Annotated in this window: 13 protein-coding genes and 1 riboswitch; of the genes, 10 read left to right on the top strand and 3 right to left on the bottom strand. The window is 73.1% G+C overall.

Annotation, left to right across the window (positions count from 1 at the left end):
- Positions 1-57: 57 nt before the first annotated feature.
- Together ACFY0P_RS19075 and ACFY0P_RS19070 are read right to left on the bottom strand one after the other, a co-directional pair.
- Positions 58-1,185: an alpha/beta hydrolase gene (locus ACFY0P_RS19075; protein ID WP_388913923.1), complete on the bottom strand. Its 1,128-nt coding sequence runs from the start codon at positions 1,183-1,185 to the stop codon at positions 58-60.
- 93 nt (positions 1,186-1,278) lie between these two features.
- A complete protein-coding gene (locus tag ACFY0P_RS19070; protein ID WP_388913920.1) occupies positions 1,279-2,013 on the bottom strand; it encodes a class II aldolase/adducin family protein in 735 nt (244 codons plus the stop codon).
- A 195-nt stretch (positions 2,014-2,208) separates the two neighbouring features.
- Here ACFY0P_RS19070 and ACFY0P_RS19065 point away from each other — a divergent pair, with 195 nt between their 5' ends.
- The 10 genes from ACFY0P_RS19065 to cobI all read left to right on the top strand — a co-directional run bounded on the left by ACFY0P_RS19065 (position 2,209) and on the right by cobI (position 16,067).
- Entirely contained in the window at positions 2,209-2,967 is a 759-nt protein-coding gene (locus tag ACFY0P_RS19065; RefSeq protein WP_388913918.1) for a lysozyme, read from the top strand.
- Positions 2,968-3,141: 174 nt separating this feature from the next.
- Positions 3,142-4,386, top strand: coding sequence for an anion permease (locus tag ACFY0P_RS19060; protein WP_388913915.1), 1,245 nt, complete (start codon positions 3,142-3,144; stop codon positions 4,384-4,386).
- Between the two features lie 18 nt (positions 4,387-4,404).
- On the top strand, positions 4,405-4,632 hold the full coding sequence (locus ACFY0P_RS19055; protein WP_362651701.1) for a hypothetical protein: 228 nt from the start codon (positions 4,405-4,407) through the stop codon (positions 4,630-4,632).
- Between the two features lie 154 nt (positions 4,633-4,786).
- Positions 4,787-4,927, top strand: a riboswitch (cobalamin riboswitch).
- A 106-nt stretch (positions 4,928-5,033) separates the two neighbouring features.
- A complete protein-coding gene (locus ACFY0P_RS19050; protein ID WP_388913911.1) occupies positions 5,034-5,993 on the top strand; it encodes a cobalamin biosynthesis protein in 960 nt (319 codons plus the stop codon).
- On the top strand, positions 5,990-7,501 hold the full coding sequence (locus ACFY0P_RS19045) for a cobyric acid synthase (RefSeq protein WP_388913909.1): 1,512 nt from the start codon (positions 5,990-5,992) through the stop codon (positions 7,499-7,501). Before ACFY0P_RS19050 ends, ACFY0P_RS19045 begins: the two co-directional genes overlap by 4 nt.
- Positions 7,498-11,181, top strand: coding sequence for a cobaltochelatase subunit CobN (gene cobN / locus ACFY0P_RS19040; RefSeq protein WP_388913906.1), 3,684 nt, complete (start codon positions 7,498-7,500; stop codon positions 11,179-11,181). Before ACFY0P_RS19045 ends, cobN begins: the two co-directional genes overlap by 4 nt.
- Positions 11,178-13,259, top strand: a complete 2,082-nt coding sequence (locus tag ACFY0P_RS19035; protein WP_388913903.1) for a putative cobaltochelatase — start codon at positions 11,178-11,180, stop codon at positions 13,257-13,259. Before cobN ends, ACFY0P_RS19035 begins: the two co-directional genes overlap by 4 nt.
- Positions 13,259-13,858 (top strand): cob(I)yrinic acid a,c-diamide adenosyltransferase, encoded by a 600-nt coding sequence (gene cobO / locus ACFY0P_RS19030; protein ID WP_388913900.1) that lies wholly within the window; start codon positions 13,259-13,261, stop codon positions 13,856-13,858. The genes ACFY0P_RS19035 and cobO overlap by 1 nt, the downstream gene beginning before the upstream one ends.
- Positions 13,858-15,336, top strand: a complete 1,479-nt coding sequence (locus tag ACFY0P_RS19025) for a cobyrinate a,c-diamide synthase (protein WP_388913897.1) — start codon at positions 13,858-13,860, stop codon at positions 15,334-15,336. The genes cobO and ACFY0P_RS19025 overlap by 1 nt, the downstream gene beginning before the upstream one ends.
- Complete coding sequence (gene cobI, locus ACFY0P_RS19020; RefSeq protein ID WP_388913894.1) at positions 15,321-16,067, top strand: precorrin-2 C(20)-methyltransferase; 747 nt, start codon at positions 15,321-15,323, stop codon at positions 16,065-16,067. The genes ACFY0P_RS19025 and cobI overlap by 16 nt, the downstream gene beginning before the upstream one ends.
- A gap of 11 nt (positions 16,068-16,078) precedes the next feature.
- Here cobI and ACFY0P_RS19015 read toward each other — a convergent pair whose 3' ends face one another.
- The gene (locus tag ACFY0P_RS19015) at positions 16,079-16,807 is read right to left on the bottom strand and encodes a ZIP family metal transporter (RefSeq protein ID WP_388913891.1); all 729 of its coding nucleotides are present in this window, start codon (positions 16,805-16,807) and stop codon (positions 16,079-16,081) included.
- Positions 16,808-16,887: the final 80 nt, after the last annotated feature.

The raw sequence follows: 16,887 nt of genomic DNA, 5'->3' as shown, positions 1-16,887 counted from the left end.
GCGCTCGTCGGGGACCGCTCGTCGAGGGCCGCGCCGGGGAGCGCGCGCCGGGGCGCGTCACATCAGGGGCGTGAGGAACCGGCGCAGCCGCTCTTCGTACTCCTCCGGGTCGACGTTCCACATCGCGCCGTGCGGGGCGTCCGGGACGGTGTGCAGGGCCACCAGGTCGGGGCGCCGCTCGGCGAGCCGGCGGGAGTACACCCAGGGGGCCACGGCGTCGTCCGGGCCGTGCACGATCAGCGTGGGCACCGTGAGCTGTTCCGGGTCGACGGGGTCGGCGGCGTGGTCGGCGTGCAGACCGGCGCGGCCCTGGGCGGCGCGTACCGCGAGCGGCAGCAGGTGCTCGGGGATGTGCCGGGCCTGGGCGAGGGCGCGCAGAGTGGCCTCCCAGCTGAGTACCGGGGAGTCCAGGACAAGGCCGGAGATCCGCTCGCGCAGTGCCGAGTGGGCGGCGGCGCGCAGCGCCATGGTGGCGCCGGTGGACCAGCCGTGCAGGACGACGCGGCGGGCGCCGTAGCGGACGGCATAGCGGATCGCCGCGTCCAGGTCGCGCCACTCGCTCTCGCCGAGGTGGCTCAGGCCGTCCGGGGGGCGCGGGGCGCCGAGGTCGCCGCGGTAGGCGAGGGCGAGCACCGGCAGGCGCCGGGCGTGCAGGAACGCCATGACGTTCATGGGGTGCTCGCGGGTGGTGCCGAGGCCGTGCACCGCGATCACCCAGGTGTCCCGGTGGCCGGGCACGAACCAGGCGGGCAGCGGGCCGAGTTCGCCGGGCAGGTCGACGTCGGCGTACTCCAGGCCCAGGGCCGTGCCCGGGTTGCCGACGTGGACGTTGGCGGTGAGCCAGGCCCGGTCGCCGGTCTCGAAGGTGCCGTGGGTCACCCGCTCCAGCCGCCGCACGACGGTGTCGGGGGTGTGCGCGGCGGACTCCAGGACGGCGCCGACGACCGCGTGCGAGCCGTCGCCTGCCAGGCCGTAGGTGCCGGGGCGCAGCGAGGCGAGGTCGCGGGTGAGGGTGATGCGGCCGGCCGCGGTGCCGTGCACGGTGAGCCGGGGTTCGGTGGGCAGGGGGCGGCCGGGCGGTGCCTTCAGCGCGGCGTCACTGGCGAACCGCCCCGCGGCCACGCCGGCCGCACCGGCGGCGAGTACGGCACCGACGGCAGCGGCCGTGACTTTGACTGGGCGCACCTGTCCAGTGTCGGGGCGGACATCGACGGCGGCCAGTGGAGCGGAGGGGCTGGTGCGAGCGGGGCGGGTCCGCGGGGCGCGGTCCGGGCGGGCTCAGCCCTGTCGCTGCCCGTAGCCTCGGAGCCGCTCGCCCGCCTCCGCCACCTGTTCCGGGGAGAGCAGGCTGGGGGTCAGTCCGGGTACCGAGGACGCCGTCAGCCACAGGCGGCACATCCACTCCAGCTGGGCGGTGCGGTCGTAGGCCTGGGCCAGGGTGGTGCCGTAGGTGATGGTGCCGTGGTTCTGGAGGAGGCAGCCGGAGCGGTCGGTCAGGGCGCGGAGCATGTTCTCGGCCAACTCGTCGGTGCCGTACGTCGCATACGGGGCAACCCGGACCGCGCCGCCGAGCGCGGCGGACATGTAGTGGATCGCCGGCAGCTCGGGGACGAGCGTGGAGACGGCCGTCGCGTGGACGGCGTGGGTGTGGACGACGGCCCCGGCGTCGGTGCTGCCGTAGATCGCGAGGTGCATCGGCAGTTCGCTGGTCGGGACCAGGGTGCCGAGGACCTGGCGGCCCGCGAGGTCGACGCCCGTCACGTCGTCCGGGGTGAGCCGGTCGTACGGCAGGCCCGACGGTGTGACCAGCACGGTGTCGCCGACGCGGACCGAGACGTTGCCGGAGGTGCCGACGACCAGTCCGTCGGAGACCGTGCGGCGGGCGGTGGCGACGAGTTCGCGCCAGGCGTCCGCCTCCGCCGCGCGCACATCCCGCCTTCGCGGCTCCGACACACCTTGTGCGCCGGCCCGTCCGTCCCGTCCGTCACCCTCGACCCGGCGCTGCTCAGCCATGGCCCGATCCTGTCAGGCGGCGCCCCAACCGGCCTGCGCGGCGGGGCACTTTAGGCCCGGCGTCCCGAATCCAGTAGAGCGCAAAACGCCACAAATAGGTCTATTTCCTGGCTTGGCCGAAGATCGCTGAAGATACGGCGATCTTCCAATAATCTCTGGACGATTTTTCGTACACGTCGCCATTCCGGGGGAAACATGGCCCGTGACCGCATTCCACCGACCCGCCACCTCGGCCGCGCCCTCGCGGCGTCCGTGGCGGCGCTCGCCCTCGCGGGCACCGCGACCGCGCTCGCCGGGACACCGGTGTCCGCGGCGAGCATGCCGAAGGGGCACGACGTCTCCTCGCACCAGAAGAACGTCGACTGGTCGAGCGCCAGGGCGCAGGGCGCCAGGTTCGTCTACATCAAGGCCACCGAGTCCACGACCTACCGCAACCCGTACTTCGACCAGCAGTACAACGGCTCGCGCCAGGCGGGAATCAGGCGGGGCGCGTACCATTTCGCCCTGCCGGACAAGTCGTCGGGCGCCCGGCAGGCCGCGTATTTCGTGAGCCACGGCGGCACCTGGACGGCGGACGGCTGGACGCTGCCGCCCGCGCTCGACGTCGAGTACAACCCGTACGACAAGAAGCACAGGTGCTACGGGCTGAGCAACTCCCGGATGGTCGCGTGGATCAGGTCCTTCAGCGACGAGCTGAAGCGGGAGACCGGCCGGCGGCCGGTGATCTACACGACCACGAACTGGTGGAACCTCTGCACCGGCGGCAGCAGCGCGTTCGCCGCCGACCACGCGCTGTGGATCGCCCGCCACGGCTCGGCGGACGCCGGGACGCTGCCGGCCGGATGGTCGTCCTGGACCTTCTGGCAGTACGACAACAGGGGCAGCCTGCCGGGTGACCAAAATCTCTTCAACGGGTCGGCGGGCCGGCTGAAGTCGTTCGCCATGGGCCTCTAGCCAAGCGGCGACCGGGCCGCCGGACCGGAATCGGGACGGCGGCCTCGCCCCACCCCGCCCCTCGTCACCCCAGAATCGATCTCATACACCACCAGGACCGCCCCAGTTCACCTTCCGTTCACTCAGGTTGCCTACGGTCCAACAGCCAATGACCTCGAAAGATTGCCTGGGTAAATGGAAAACTTCTCGCTGATCCTCGCGATTGTGGTGGTCACCGCACTCGCGTTTGATTTCACGAACGGTTTCCACGACACCGCCAACGCGATGGCCACGACCATCTCGACCGGTGCGCTCAAGCCCAAGATCGCGGTGGCCATGTCCGCCGCGCTCAACCTGGTGGGCGCCTTCCTCTCGGTGGAGGTCGCCAACACGATCTCCAAGGGTCTCGTCGACGAGAACGGCATTCGTCCCGAGGTCATCTTCGCCGCCCTCGTCGGCGCCATCCTCTGGAACCTCGTGACCTGGCTGGTGGGCCTGCCCTCCAGTTCCTCGCACGCCCTCATGGGCGGTCTGATCGGTGCCACCGTCGCCTCCGCCGGCTTCGGCGCGGTCCACGGCGACGTGCTCGTCACCAAGGTCCTGCTCCCGGCGGTCGCCGCCCCCGTCGTCGCGGGCCTCGCGGCGGCGCTCTCCACCCGCCTCTCCTACAGGCTCGCGAAGAACGCCGAGGACGAGGCCACCCGCAAGGGTTACCGCGCCGGCCAGATCGCCTCCGCCGGCCTGGTCTCGCTCGCGCACGGCACCAACGACGCGCAGAAGACCATGGGCATCATCACCCTCGCGCTGATCGCGGGCGGTGCCATCGCCCCCGGCTCGAACCCTCCCACCTGGGTCATCCTCTCCGCCGGCCTCGCCATCGCGCTCGGCACCTACATCGGCGGCTGGCGGATCATCCGCACCATGGGCACGGGTCTGACCGACCTCCAGCCGCAGCAGGGCTTCGCCGCCCAGACCAGCGCGGCCACCGCCATCCTGGCCTCCTCCCACCTCGGCTTCTCCCTCTCCACCACGCACGTCGTCTCCGGATCCGTGATGGGCGCGGGCCTCGGCCGCAAGGGCGGCACGGTCCGCTGGTCCACCGCGACCCGCATGATGGTCGCCTGGGTGCTCACGCTCCCGGCCGCCGCGCTGGTCGGCGCGCTCGCCGAGTCCGTGACGGACCTCGGCGACTGGGGTACGGCCGTCGTCGCCGTCTTCCTCGTGACCGCCAGCGCCGCGATCTGGAAGCTGTCCCGCCGCGAGGTCGTGGACAGCAGCAACGTCGTCGGCACCGAGGAGCCGGCCGGTGTGGTGACCGCGGCGATCGCCGCCGTGACCCCGCCGCCCGCGGGCCCGGTGGCGGTCACGGACGACCTGACCGCCACCATCCCCGCCCCCGCCCCGGCCGCCACCGCGACCGACCCGGCCGCCACCGTCTGACCCCGAGGAAGAACCGACATGAACATCGACTGGGCAGCCATCGGCTCCGTCTTCGGCGTCAGCCTCGTGGCCACCGTGGGCCTGGTGGCCCTCTTCACCCTCGGCATCAAGGGCCTCTCCGCCCGCGAACGCGCCACCGCCCAGGGCGACTCCGCGGCCCTCGCCGTGACCGCCGCCTACCTCTGCTTCGCCGGCTGCGCGGCCGCCGTGGCGTACGGCATCCACCTGATCGTGGCGAAGGCCTGAGGCGAGAGGCCTGACGCAAAGGGCCTCGTCGGCGCCGCGAAGGCTCCTCTCCGTCCGTCGGAGAGGAGCCTTCGGCATGCCCCACCGGCCCCGTTGGGCAACCGGTGTGGGCCTTCCCACACACTCCCCTCGCAGGTCAACGGCAAGTTGACGGGTCTTCCGGGGGCGTGGTGGACTTCCGGAGCCATGTACGGCGGCAAGGGAGGAAGCCGGTGTGAATCCGGCGCGGTCCCGCCACTGTCACCGGGGTAGCAATCCCCGGAAGCCAGGAACTCCCACCGCCGGTCTCGTCGAACCAGGGCGCGGACACCCTGAGTGAGGACATATCGCCATGCGCGGCTGCCGACCGAGGTTCAGTACCCGGCCCGTCCCCGTATCCGACCCCGCGGCCGGCTGAGCCGATGGGTGCCGATCGCGTCTTCGCGTACGGCGCCGCCGCCGGCCTTCTCGGTGATCTGCTGCTCGGCGATCCGCGCCGAGGGCATCCGGTCGCCGTGTTCGGGCGGGCGGCCGGAGCCGTGGAGCGGGTGCTGTGGCGGGACCACCGCGGGTGGGGCGCGCTGCACACCGCCGTGTGCGCCGGTGGCGCCGTGGCGCTGGGCGCCGTCGCCCAGCGGATCGTACGCCCCTCCGCCGTCGCGTCCGTGGCCCTCACCGGCGCGGCCACCTGGGCCGTGGTCGGCGGTACCTCGCTCGCGCGCGAGGCCCGCGGCATCGGGCGGGCCCTGGAGGCGGGCGATGTCGAGGCGGCCCGTGCCCGGCTGCCACATCTGTGCGGACGGGATCCGCAGGCGCTGGACGCCGACGGGATCGCCCGGGCGGTCGTGGAGTCCGTCGCCGAGAACACGAGCGACGCGGTCGTGGGAGCGCTGGTGTGGGGAGCCGTGGGGGGCGTCCCCGGGCTGGTGGGGTTCCGGGCCGTCAACACCCTGGACGCCATGGTGGGGCACAAGTCGGCCCGGTACCGGCGGTACGGGTGGGCTGCCGCGCGGCTGGACGATGTGGCGGGGTGGCCGGGGGCACGGCTCACCGCCGTCCTGGCCGCGGTGGCCGGTGACGATCGGCGGGGGGCCGTACGGGCCTGGCGGGCCGACGCGGCGAAGCATCCCAGTCCCAACGCGGGGCCCGTGGAGGCGTCCTTCGCGGGGGCGTTGGGGGTGCGGCTCGGGGGGACGTTGTCGTACGGCGGGCGGGTCGAGCACCGGCCGGTGCTGAACGGGGAGGGGCGCGCGGTGGAAGTCGCGGACATCGAACGGGCGGTGCGGTTGTCGCGGCGGGTGGGGTGGCTGGCGTTGGGGGTGAGTGCGGCGAGTGCCTTGCTGCGGGGGTCGCTTTCACGGCGCCCTGGGGGTTCCTCATGAACAGCGGCGGGCTCCTCGTCGCCGGTACCACCTCCGATGCCGGGAAGAGTGTCGTGACCGCCGGTATCTGCCGGTGGCTGGTGCGGCAGGGTGTGAAGGTCGCGCCGTTCAAGGCGCAGAACATGTCGCTCAACTCCTTCGTCACGCGCGAAGGCGCCGAGATCGGGCGGGCGCAGGCCATGCAGGCGCAGGCCTGCCGGGTGGAGCCGACCGCGCTCATGAACCCCGTGCTGCTCAAGCCCGGCGGCGAGCAGAGCAGTCAGGTCGTGCTGCTCGGCAAGCCCGTCGGCGAACTGAGCGCGCGTGGCTATCACGGCGGGCGGCAGCAGAAGCTGCTCGGGACCGTGCTCGACTGTCTCGCCGAGTTGCGGGGCACGTATGACGCGGTGATCTGTGAGGGGGCGGGCAGTCCGGCGGAGATCAATCTGCGCCGGACCGACATCGTGAACATGGGGATCGCCCGGAACGCCGGGCTGCCCGTGCTCGTCGTCGGCGACATCGACCGCGGGGGTGTCTTCGCCTCCTTCTTCGGGACCGTGGCGCTGCTCTCGCCGGAGGACCAGGCCCTGGTCGCCGGGTTCCTCGTCAACAAGTTCCGCGGGGATGTCTCCCTGCTGGAGCCGGGCCTCGACATGCTCCACGGGCTCACCGGGCGGCACACCTACGGCGTCCTCCCCTTCCGGCACGGGCTCGGGATCGACGAGGAGGACGGGCTGCGGGTGTCCCTGCGGGGAACCGTCCGCGAGTCGAACACGGCCCCGCCCGTCGGGGAGGACGTGCTGCGGGTCGCCGTCTGCGCCATCCCTCTGATGTCCAACTTCACGGACGTCGACGCGCTGGCCGCCGAACCCGGCGTCGTGGTGCGGTTCGTGGACCGGCCTGAGGAGCTCGCCGACGCCGACCTCGTCGTCATCCCCGGCACCCGGGGGACGGTCCGGGCCCTGGAGTGGCTGCACGAGCGGGGGCTCGCGGACGCACTGCGGCGCCGGGCCGCCGAACAGCGTCCCGTGCTCGGCATCTGCGGGGGCTTCCAGATCCTCGGTGAGTACATCGAGGACGAGGTCGAGAGCCGCAGGGGGGCCGTCGACGGGCTCGGTGTGCTGCCCGTGCGGGTCCGGTTCGCCCGCGAGAAGACCCTCACCCGGCCGGTGGGCGAGGCCCTCGGCGAACGGGTCGAGGGGTACGAGATCCATCACGGGGTCGGTGAAGTGACCGGAGGCGAGGCCTTCCTGGACGGCTGCCGGGTCGGGCAGACCTGGGGCACGCACTGGCACGGCTCCCTGGAGTCGGACGGTTTCCGCCGGGCCTTCCTGCGCGAGGTGGCGGCCGCCGCGGGCCGCCGGTTCGTACCGGCCCCCGACACCTCCTTCGCCGCGCTGCGCGAGGAGCAGCTCGACCGGCTCGGCGACCTGATCGAACAGCACGCGGACACGGACGCGCTCTGGCGGCTCATCGAGTCGGGCGCGCCGCAAGGACTGCCTTTCATTCCACCGGGAGCGCCCGCATGAGCACTGTGTTGTTGTTGTCGACCGCCGACACCGATCTGCTGGCGGCCCGGGCCGCCTCCGGTGCCGACTACCGGATCGGCAATCCGACGCGCGTCGACGTCGCGGAGGAGCTGCCCGCGCTCCTCGCGGGCGCGGACATCGCCGTCGTACGGCTGCTCGGCGGCAAGCGGGCCTGGGAGGACGGGCTCGCCGCGCTGCAGGCCGCCGGGATCCCGACCGTGCTGCTCGGCGGCGAGGCCGTGCCGGACGCCGAGCTGATGGCGGAGTCGTCGGTGCCGGCGGGCGTGGTCGCCGAGGCCCTCAGGTACCTCGTCGAGGGCGGCCCCGCCAACCTCACCGAGCTGGCCCGGTTCCTCTCCGACACCGTGCTGCTGACCGGCGAGGGGTTCGTCGAGCCGCAGAAGATGCCCGAGTACGGCGTCCACGGCACCCGTGCCCGGGAAAGTGGCCGGCCGACGGTCGGGGTGCTCTTCTACCGGGCCCATGAACTGAGCGGCAACACCGGCTTCGTGGACACCCTCTGCGACGCGATCGAGGCGCGTGGCGCCAACGCCCTCCCGGTGTACTGCGGTTCGCTGCGCGGGGCGGACACCGGGCTGTACGAGCTCCTCGCCGAGTCCGACGCGCTGGTCGCGACCGTTCTGGCGGCCGGCGGCACGCACGCCTCGCAGGCCTCGGCCGGCGGCGACGAGGAGGCCTGGGACATCGGGGCGCTCGCCGACCTCGACGTACCGGTGCTGCAGGGCCTCTGCCTGACCTCGTCCAAGAGTGCCTGGGACGAGTCCGACGCCGCCCTCTCCCCCATGGACGCGGCGATGCAGGTCGCGATCCCGGAGTTCGACGGACGGCTGATCACGGTCCCCTTCTCCTTCAAGGAGCAGGGGCCGGACGATGTCCCGGTGTACGTCGCCGACCCCGAGCGGGCCGGACGCGTCGCCGGGATCGCCGTGCGGCACGCGCGGCTCCGGCACAAGCCGAACGCGGAGAAGAGGATCGCGCTGGTCTTCACCGCCTACCCGACCAAGCACTCCCGGGTCGGCAACGCGGTCGGTCTGGACACGCCCGCGTCGGCGGTGCGGGTGCTGGACGCCCTCACGGCGGCCGGGTACGGGGTGACCGAATACCCCGGCGGCGGCGACGAGTTGATCCACCGTCTCATCGAGGCCGGCGGGCACGACGTCGAGTGGCTGACCGAGGACCAGCTGGCCGCCGCGCCCGCGCGGGTGCCGCTCGCGGACTACCGGGCGTGGTTCGAGAAGCTCGACCCCGAGCTTCGGGACGGGATGCGGGAGGCGTGGGGCGAGCCGCCGGGCAGCCTGTACGTCGACGGCGACGACATCGTGCTGGCCTCCCTGCAGTTCGGGAACGTCGTCGTCATGATCCAGCCGCCGCGCGGCTTCGGCGAGAACCCGATCGCGATCTACCACGACCCGGACATGCCGCCGTCGCACCACTACATGGCGGCCTACCGGTGGCTGGAGGCTGCGACATCGGAGGGGGGGTTCGGCGCGGACGCGATCGTCCACATGGGCAAGCACGGCACGCTGGAGTGGCTGCCGGGCAAGGGCCTCGGGCTGAGCGCCGGTTGCGCGCCGGACGCGGTCCTCGGCGACCTGCCGCTGATCTACCCGTTCATCGTCAACGACCCCGGCGAGGGCACCCAGGCCAAGCGGCGCGGGCACGCCACGGTCGTCGACCACCTGGTGCCGCCGATGGCCCGTGCCGACACCTACGGCGACCTGGCCAAGCTGGAGCAGCTGCTCGACGAGTACGCGCTGGTCTCCGACCTGGACCCGACGAAGGCACCGGCCGTCCGCGCCCAGATCTGGACGCTGGTCAAGGCGGCCGAGCTCCACCACGACCTGCACGTGGACGAGCAGCCCGAGGACGACGACTTCGACTCGTTCGTCATGCACATCGACGGCTACCTGTGCGAGATCAAGGACGTGCAGATCCGCGACGGCCTGCACATCCTCGGCGGCGGTCCGGTCGGCGAGCCGCGGGTGAACCTGGTGCTGGCCGTGCTGCGCGCCTCGCAGGTCTGGGGCGGGCAGGCGAACGCGCTGCCGGGGCTCAGGGCCTGTTTCGCGGCCCACTTCGGGCTCAGCGAGAAGGAGTTGCTGGCCGAGCCGGGCGCGCCGGTGAAGGTGCCGGTGGAGCTGTCGGATCTGGTCGAGGGCCCGTCGCGTACGGCGGCCGACGCGATCGACCTGCTGGAGCAGCTGTGCCGCCGGGTCGCGGAGGGGATGGAGCAGCGGGACTGGGCCGTCGCGGAGAGCCGCACGCTGGTGCGGGAGATCCTCGGCACCGAACTCCCGGCCGCCGTCGCCGTGCTGGAGTTCGCGTGCACCGAGGTCGTGCCGCGGCTCGCGCGGACCACGGACGAGATCGGGCACATCCTGAAGGCCCTGGAGGGCGGTTACGTCCCGGCCGGCCCGTCCGGCTCCCCCACCCGCGGCCTGGTCAACGTCCTCCCCACCGGCCGGAACTTCTACTCGGTCGACCCCAAGGCCATTCCCTCCCGGCTGAGCTGGGAGGTCGGCCAGTCGCTCGCGGACTCCCTCGTGCAGCGGTACCTCCAGGACACCGGCGCCTACCCGAAGTCCGTCGGCCTGACGGTGTGGGGCACCTCCGCGATGCGCACCCAGGGCGACGACATCGCCGAGATCCTGGCGCTGCTGGGCTGCCGTCCGGTCTGGGACGACGCGTCGCGGCGGGTCACCGGCTTCGAGGTGATCCCCCTGGCCGAGCTGGGCCGGCCGCGCATCGACGTCACGGTCCGCATCTCCGGCTTCTTCCGGGACGCGTTCCCGCACGTGGTCGGGCTGATCGACGACGCGGTGCGCACGGTCGCCGAGCTGGACGAGCCGGCGGAGTCCAACCACGTGCGGGCGCACGCCGACGAGGACACCGCCGAGCACGGCGACCGGCGGCGCGCCACCGCCCGGATCTTCGGCTCCAAGCCGGGGGCCTACGGTGCCGGGCTGCTGCCGCTGATCGACGCCCGCAACTGGCGCTCCGACGCCGACCTCGCCGAGGTGTACGCGGTGTGGGGCGGTTACGCCTACGGGCGCGGGCTGGACGGGCGGGCGGCGCGCGGGGACATGGAGACCGCGTTCAGGCGGATCGCGGTCGCCGCGAAGAACGTGGACACCCGTGAGCACGACCTCGTGGACGCCGACGACTACTTCCAGTACCACGGCGGCATGGTCGCCATGGTGCGCCACCTGACCGGCGCCAACCCCGAGGCGTACGTGGGCGATTCGGCCACGCCGGACCAGGTGAGGACCCGGACGCTGGGCGAGGAGACGCACCGCGTCTTCCGGGCCCGGGTGGTCAACCCCCGCTGGATGGCGGCCATGCGCCGGCACGGCTACAAGGGCGCCTTCGAGATGGCGGCCACCGTCGACTACCTCTTCGGCTACGACGCCACGGCGGGCGTGGTCGACGACTGGATGTACGAGAAGCTCAGCGCGGAGTACGTCTTCGACGCGGAGAACCGGGACTTCATGAAGAAGTCCAACCCGTGGGCGCTGCGCGGCATCACCGAACGGCTCCTGGAGGCCGCCGACCGGGGCCTGTGGGCCGAGCCGGACGCGGACACCCTGGAGCGGCTGCGGGCCACCTACCTGGAGCTCGAAGGCGACCTGGAAGGCAACTCGGAGGGCGACGACCAGTGAGTACCCCGTTCCCGTTCACGGCCGTCGTCGGGCAGGACGACCTGCGGCTCGCGCTGCTGCTGAACGCCGTCTCGCCGGCGGTCGGCGGTGTGCTGGTACGCGGCGAGAAGGGCACGGCGAAGAGCACCGCCGTACGTGCCCTCTCGGCGCTGCTGCCGGCCGTGGACGTCGTCGCCGGCTGCCGTTTCTCCTGCGACCCGGGTGCCCCGGACCCGGCCTGCCCGGACGGCCCGCACAACCCGCCCGGTGCCTTCGAGTCCCGCCCGGCGCGGATGGTCGAACTGCCGGTCGGCGCCTCCGAGGACCGGCTGGTGGGCGCGCTGGACATCGAACGCGCCCTGGCGGAGGGCGTGAAGGCCTTCGAGCCGGGCCTGCTGGCCGACGCGCACCGGGGCATCCTCTACGTCGACGAGGTCAACCTCCTCCACGACCACCTGGTCGACCTGCTCCTTGACGCGGCCGCGATGGGCGCGTCGTACGTGGAGCGCGAGGGGGTGTCGGTCCGGCACGCGGCACGTTTCCTGCTCGTCGGGACGATGAACCCGGAAGAAGGCGAGCTGCGCCCGCAGTTGCTCGACCGGTTCGGGCTCACGGTAGAGGTGGCCGCCTCCCGCGAGCCCGACCAGCGGGTGGAGGTCGTACGGCGGCGGCTCGCGTACGACGACGATCCGGCGGGTTTCGCGGCGCGCTGGGCCGGCGAGGAGGCCACCGTACGGCAACGGATCGTGGCGGCACGGGAGTTGCTGCCGTCGGTGCGGCTGGGCGACGGGGCGCTGCGGCAGATCGCGGCCACCTGCGCGGCCTTCGAGGTCGACGGGATGCGCGCCGACATCGTGATGGCCCGCACGGCGACCGCGCTGGCCGCGTGGGCCGGGCGGACCGAGGTGCTCGCCGAGGACGTACGGCAGGCCGCGCTGCTGGCGCTGCCGCACCGCAGGCGCCGTAATCCCTTCGACGCGCCGGGACTCGACGAGGACAAGCTGGACCGGACGCTGGAGGAGTTCTCCGCAGACTCCGGGGAGTCCGGGGAGTCCGGGGAGTCCGGGGAGTCCGGGGAGTCCGGGGAGTCCGGGGAGTCCGGGGAGTCCGGGGACGACGATCCGGATCCCGACGGTCCCGGCGGGGGCGGTGGGCAGCCAAAGCCCGACGAGGGGCCGCAGGGTGACGGTGACACGGACGGTGCCGCCCGGCCCGAGGCCGGGGAGAGCGACGGCGTACCGCGGCAGGCCGGTGCCGGGGAGCAGGCTCCCGTACAGGCCGCCGAGCCCTTTCGCACCAAGGTGCTGAGCGTGCCGGGGATCGGCGAGGGCGCCGCCGGGCGGCGGTCCCGGGCGCGGACCGAGCACGGGCGGACCACGGGGGCGCGGCGGCCGCGCGGTGCCCTGACCAAGCTGCACCTGGCGGCGACCGTGCAGGCCGCCGCCCCGCACCAGCGGGCCCGCGGGCGGTCCGGACCGGGGCTCGTGCTCCGGCGGGACGATCTGCGGCAGGCCGCCCGGGAGGGCCGCGAGGGGAACCTCGTGCTGTTCGTCGTCGACGCGTCCGGGTCGATGGCGGCCCGGCAGCGGATGAGCGCGGTGAAGGGTGCCGTGCTGTCGCTGCTGCTCGACGCCTACCAACGGCGGGACAAGGTGGGACTGGTGACCTTCCGGGGGGCCGCGGCCGATGTGGCGCTGCCGCCGACGTCGTCGGTCGACGCGGCGGCGGCCCGGCTGGAGTCGCTGCCGACGGGTGGGCGGACGCCGCTCGCCGCCGGGCTGCTCAAGGCGCACGACGTGCTGCGGGTGGAGCGGCTGCGGGACCCGGCGCGGCGGCCGCTGGTGGTCGTGGTGACCGACGGGCGCGCCACCGGTGGCCCCGAGCCGGTCGCCCTCGCCGGGCGGGCGGCGCGGCTGTTCGCCGCCGGCGGGGTCGCCTCGGTGGTCGTGGACTGCGAGTCCGGGCCGGTGCGGCTGGGGCTCGCCGGGCAGCTCGCCGGTGAGCTGGGCGGTACCGCGGTGACGCTCGACGAGCTGCGGGCAGACTCGATCGCCGGGCTGGTGAAGGACGTTCAGGGTCGTTCGAGGAGGGCCGCGTAATGCCGCAGGGACAGCCGAGTGTCGTGCCCGACGACGGGCTGACGACGCGTCAGCGCCGTAATCGGCCGTTGGTGGTCGTGCACACGGGCGTGGGCAAGGGCAAGTCCACCGCCGCGTTCGGGCTCGCGCTGCGGGCCTGGAACCAGGGGTGGCCCATCGGGGTGTTCCAGTTCGTCAAGTCGGCGAAGTGGAAGGTCGGCGAGGAGAACGCGCTGCGGGTGCTGGGCGCCTCCGGCGAGGGCGGGACCGTCGACTGGCACAAGATGGGCGAGGGCTGGTCCTGGGTCCAGCGCGACGCGCAGATGGACAACGAGGAGAAGGCCCGGGAGGGCTGGGAGCAGGTCAAGCGGGATCTGGCGGCCGAGACGTACCGGCTGTACGTGCTGGACGAGTTCGCGTACCCGATGCACTGGGGGTGGGTCGACACGGACGAGGTCGTCGACGTGCTGCGGAACCGGCACGGGACCCAGCATGTCGTGATCACCGGGCGGAACGCGCCGGAGAAGCTGGTCGGCTTCGCCGATCTCGTCACCGACATGTCCAAGGTCAAGCACCCGATGGACGCGGGGCAGAAGGGGCAGAGGGGCATCGAGTGGTGATGTCCTCGTCCGTGCCCCGGCTGGTCGTCGCCGCGCCCTCCTCGGGCAGCGGCAAGACCACCGTTGCCACGGGGCTGATGGCCGCGTTCGCCGCGCGGGGGCTGGCCGTGTCCCCGCACAAGGTCGGGCCGGACTACATCGACCCCGGGTACCACGCGCTCGCCACCGGGCGGGTGGGGCGGAACCTCGACGCGTACCTGTGCGGGCCGGAGCTGATCGGTCCGCTGTTCGCGCATGGTGCGCGGGGCTGTGACCTGGCCGTCGTCGAGGGTGTGATGGGGCTGTACGACGGGGCCGCGGGGGAAGGGGAGCTGGCGTCCACGGCCCATGTGGCGAAGTTGCTGCGGGCGCCGGTGGTGCTGGTCGTGGACGCGTCGTCGCAGTCGCGGTCGGTGGCGGCGCTGGTGCACGGGTTCGCGTCGTGGGATCCGGAGGTGCGGGTCGGGGGTGTGATCCTGAACAAGGTGGGGTCCGACCGGCACGAGGAGTTGCTGCGGGAGGCGCTGGATTCGGCGGGGGTGCCGGTGTTCGGGGTGCTGCGGCGGGCTCCGCAGGCCGCTGTGCCCTCGCGGCACCTCGGGTTGGTTCCTGTCGCCGAACGGCGGTCGGCTGCGGTCGAGGCTGTCGCCTTCATGGCCGCGCAGGTCTCCGACGGGTGTGACCTGGAGGGGTTGCTGGGGTTGGCGCGGAGGGCCGGGGCGTTGCCCGGGGCGGCGTGGGATGCGGCTGAGGCGCTGGTTTCCTCGCCCCCGCCGCCCCTACCCGTCCCTTCACCAGGGGCTGCCGCCCCTTCGACCCCGGTCTCGGGGGCTGCCGCCCCCGGACCCCCGCTTCGGCCCGAAGGGCCTCGTCCTCAAACGCCGGACGGGCTGGAGGGGGTGCGTGTCGCTGTTGCCGGTGGGGCTGCCTTCACCTTCTCGTATGCCGAGCACGCCGAGTTGCTGGTCGCCGCCGGGGCCGAAGTTGTCGTGTTCGATCCGCTTCGGGACGAGCGACTGCCCGAGAACACGCGCGGGTTGGTCGTCGGGGGTGGGTTTCCCGAGGTGTACGGGGATGAGTTGGCGGCCAACGAGTCGCTGAGGAAGGACGTCGCCGCCCTCGCGGAGCGCGGTGCTCCGGTCGCCGCCGAGTGTGCCGGTCTGCTCTATCTGGGCCGGGAGCTGGACGGGCTGCCCATGTGCGGGGTGCTCGACGTGACCGCGCGGATGTCGGAGCGGCTCACGCTGGGGTATCGGGATGCCGTGGCCGTGAGTGACAGTGTGCTGGCCGTCGCCGGGACGCGGATGCGCGGGCACGAGTTCCACCGGACCGTGGTGGAGCCGGGGGCGGGGGCGGCTCCCGCGTGGGGGGTGCGTACGCCCCGGCCGCGGGTCGAAGGTTTTGTACAGCGGGGTGTGCACGCGAGTTACCTGCACACGCACTGGGCGTCCGAGCCCGGTGTGGCCCGAAGGTTCGTGGAGAGGTGCCGGACGTCATGAGCAGCAGCAGGTTGATCGGAATCGGGGTGGGGCCCGGCGACCCGGAACTGGTGACCGTCAAGGGGGTCAACGCCCTGCGCGCGGCCGATGTCGTCGTGGTGCCCGTCATGGACAGCGGTGAGCGGGGGCGGGCCGAGGCGACGGTGCTGCACTACGTCGGCGCGGAGAAGGTCGTACGGGTCGTCTTCGCGCTGAACGAGCGCAGTGACCGGGGGCGGCGGGAGGCCGCCTGGGACGCGGCCGGGGCCCGGGTGGCCGAGCTGCTGCGCGGGCACGGGACGGTCGCCTTCGCCACCATCGGGGATCCGAATGTCTATTCGACGTTCACGTATCTCGCGCAGACCATCGTCGAGCTGGTGCCGGACGTGGTGGTGGAGACCGTGCCCGGGATCACCGCCATGCAGGATCTCGCCGCCCGCTCCGGGGCCGTGCTCACCGAGGGGACCGAGCCGCTGACGCTGGTGCCGGTGACGGCGGGGGCCGAGGTGCTCAAGGACGCGCTGAGCGGGCCGGGGACGGTCGTGGCGTACAAGTTCGGGCGGCACGCCGGTGCGGTCGTGGCGGCGCTGCGGGAGAGCGGGCGGGTCGACGACGCCGTGTGGGGGTCGTCGCTGGGGCTGGCGGAGGAGTCCGTCCGGCCCGCCGCCGAGCTCGACGGCTCCCCGCTGCCGTACCTCTCCACGCTCATCGCGCCCCCGCGCCGGGACGGTGGCAGAGGCGGGAAGCTGTGAGCGGTCGGGCGTCAGCTGGAGATGCCCACCACCAGCCAGATGAAGGCCGCACCGGCGACCGTGCACAGCAGCGTCGAGCGGGCCGGGTGCTCGTGGTGGGCCTCGGGGAGGATCTCGGCGGCCGCCAGGTAGAGCAGGACGCCGCCGAAGAGGCCGAGATAGCCGCCGAGCAGGGCTTCCGGGATGGCGAAGAAGATCGTGGAGAGGGCGCCGAGGACCGGCGCGCAGGCGTCGGCGACCAGCATCGCTATCGCCCGGCGCCGCGCGTTGCCGTACAGGCTCGTGATCGTGAACGTGTTGAAGCCGTCCGCGAAGTCGTGCGCGATGACCGCGAGCGCCACCGCCGCGCCCATGCCGCCGCCCACCTGGAAGGCCGCACCGATCGCCACGCCGTCCATCGCGCTGTGGCCGACCATCGCGCCGGCCGCTGTCAGGCCCACCTCGGGCGCCCGGTGGCCGTGCTCGTCGGCGCCGTGCGCGGCCTGGCGCAGGGCCAGGGTGCGTTCGACCAGATGGGCCAGCAGGAAGCCGGCCACGAACAGGAGCAGGGCGGCCGGTACCCCGAAGACCTCCCGGCCGGCCGCGCGCAGCGCCTCCGGCAGCAGGTCGAGGCCGACCACCCCGAGCATCAGACCGCCGGCCAGTCCGAGGACCAGGTGACGACGGTCGGTCACACGCTGTGCCGTCCAGCCGCCGGCCAGCGTCATCAGGAACGCGCCGAGCGCGACGAAGACCGCCATGTGCCCTTGCTATCCGATCGACCCGCCCCAGCGCACATCCAGCAGCACCCGTAACACCCTTTGTCCAGAGAGGACCGAAT

It is taken from the genome of Streptomyces sp. NPDC001714, from assembly GCF_042892755.1.
Lineage (GTDB): Bacteria > Actinomycetota > Actinomycetes > Streptomycetales > Streptomycetaceae > Streptomyces.
The sequence above is the reverse complement of the archived record's forward strand: the minus strand, read 5'-3'. Positions and strand labels throughout refer to the sequence as shown.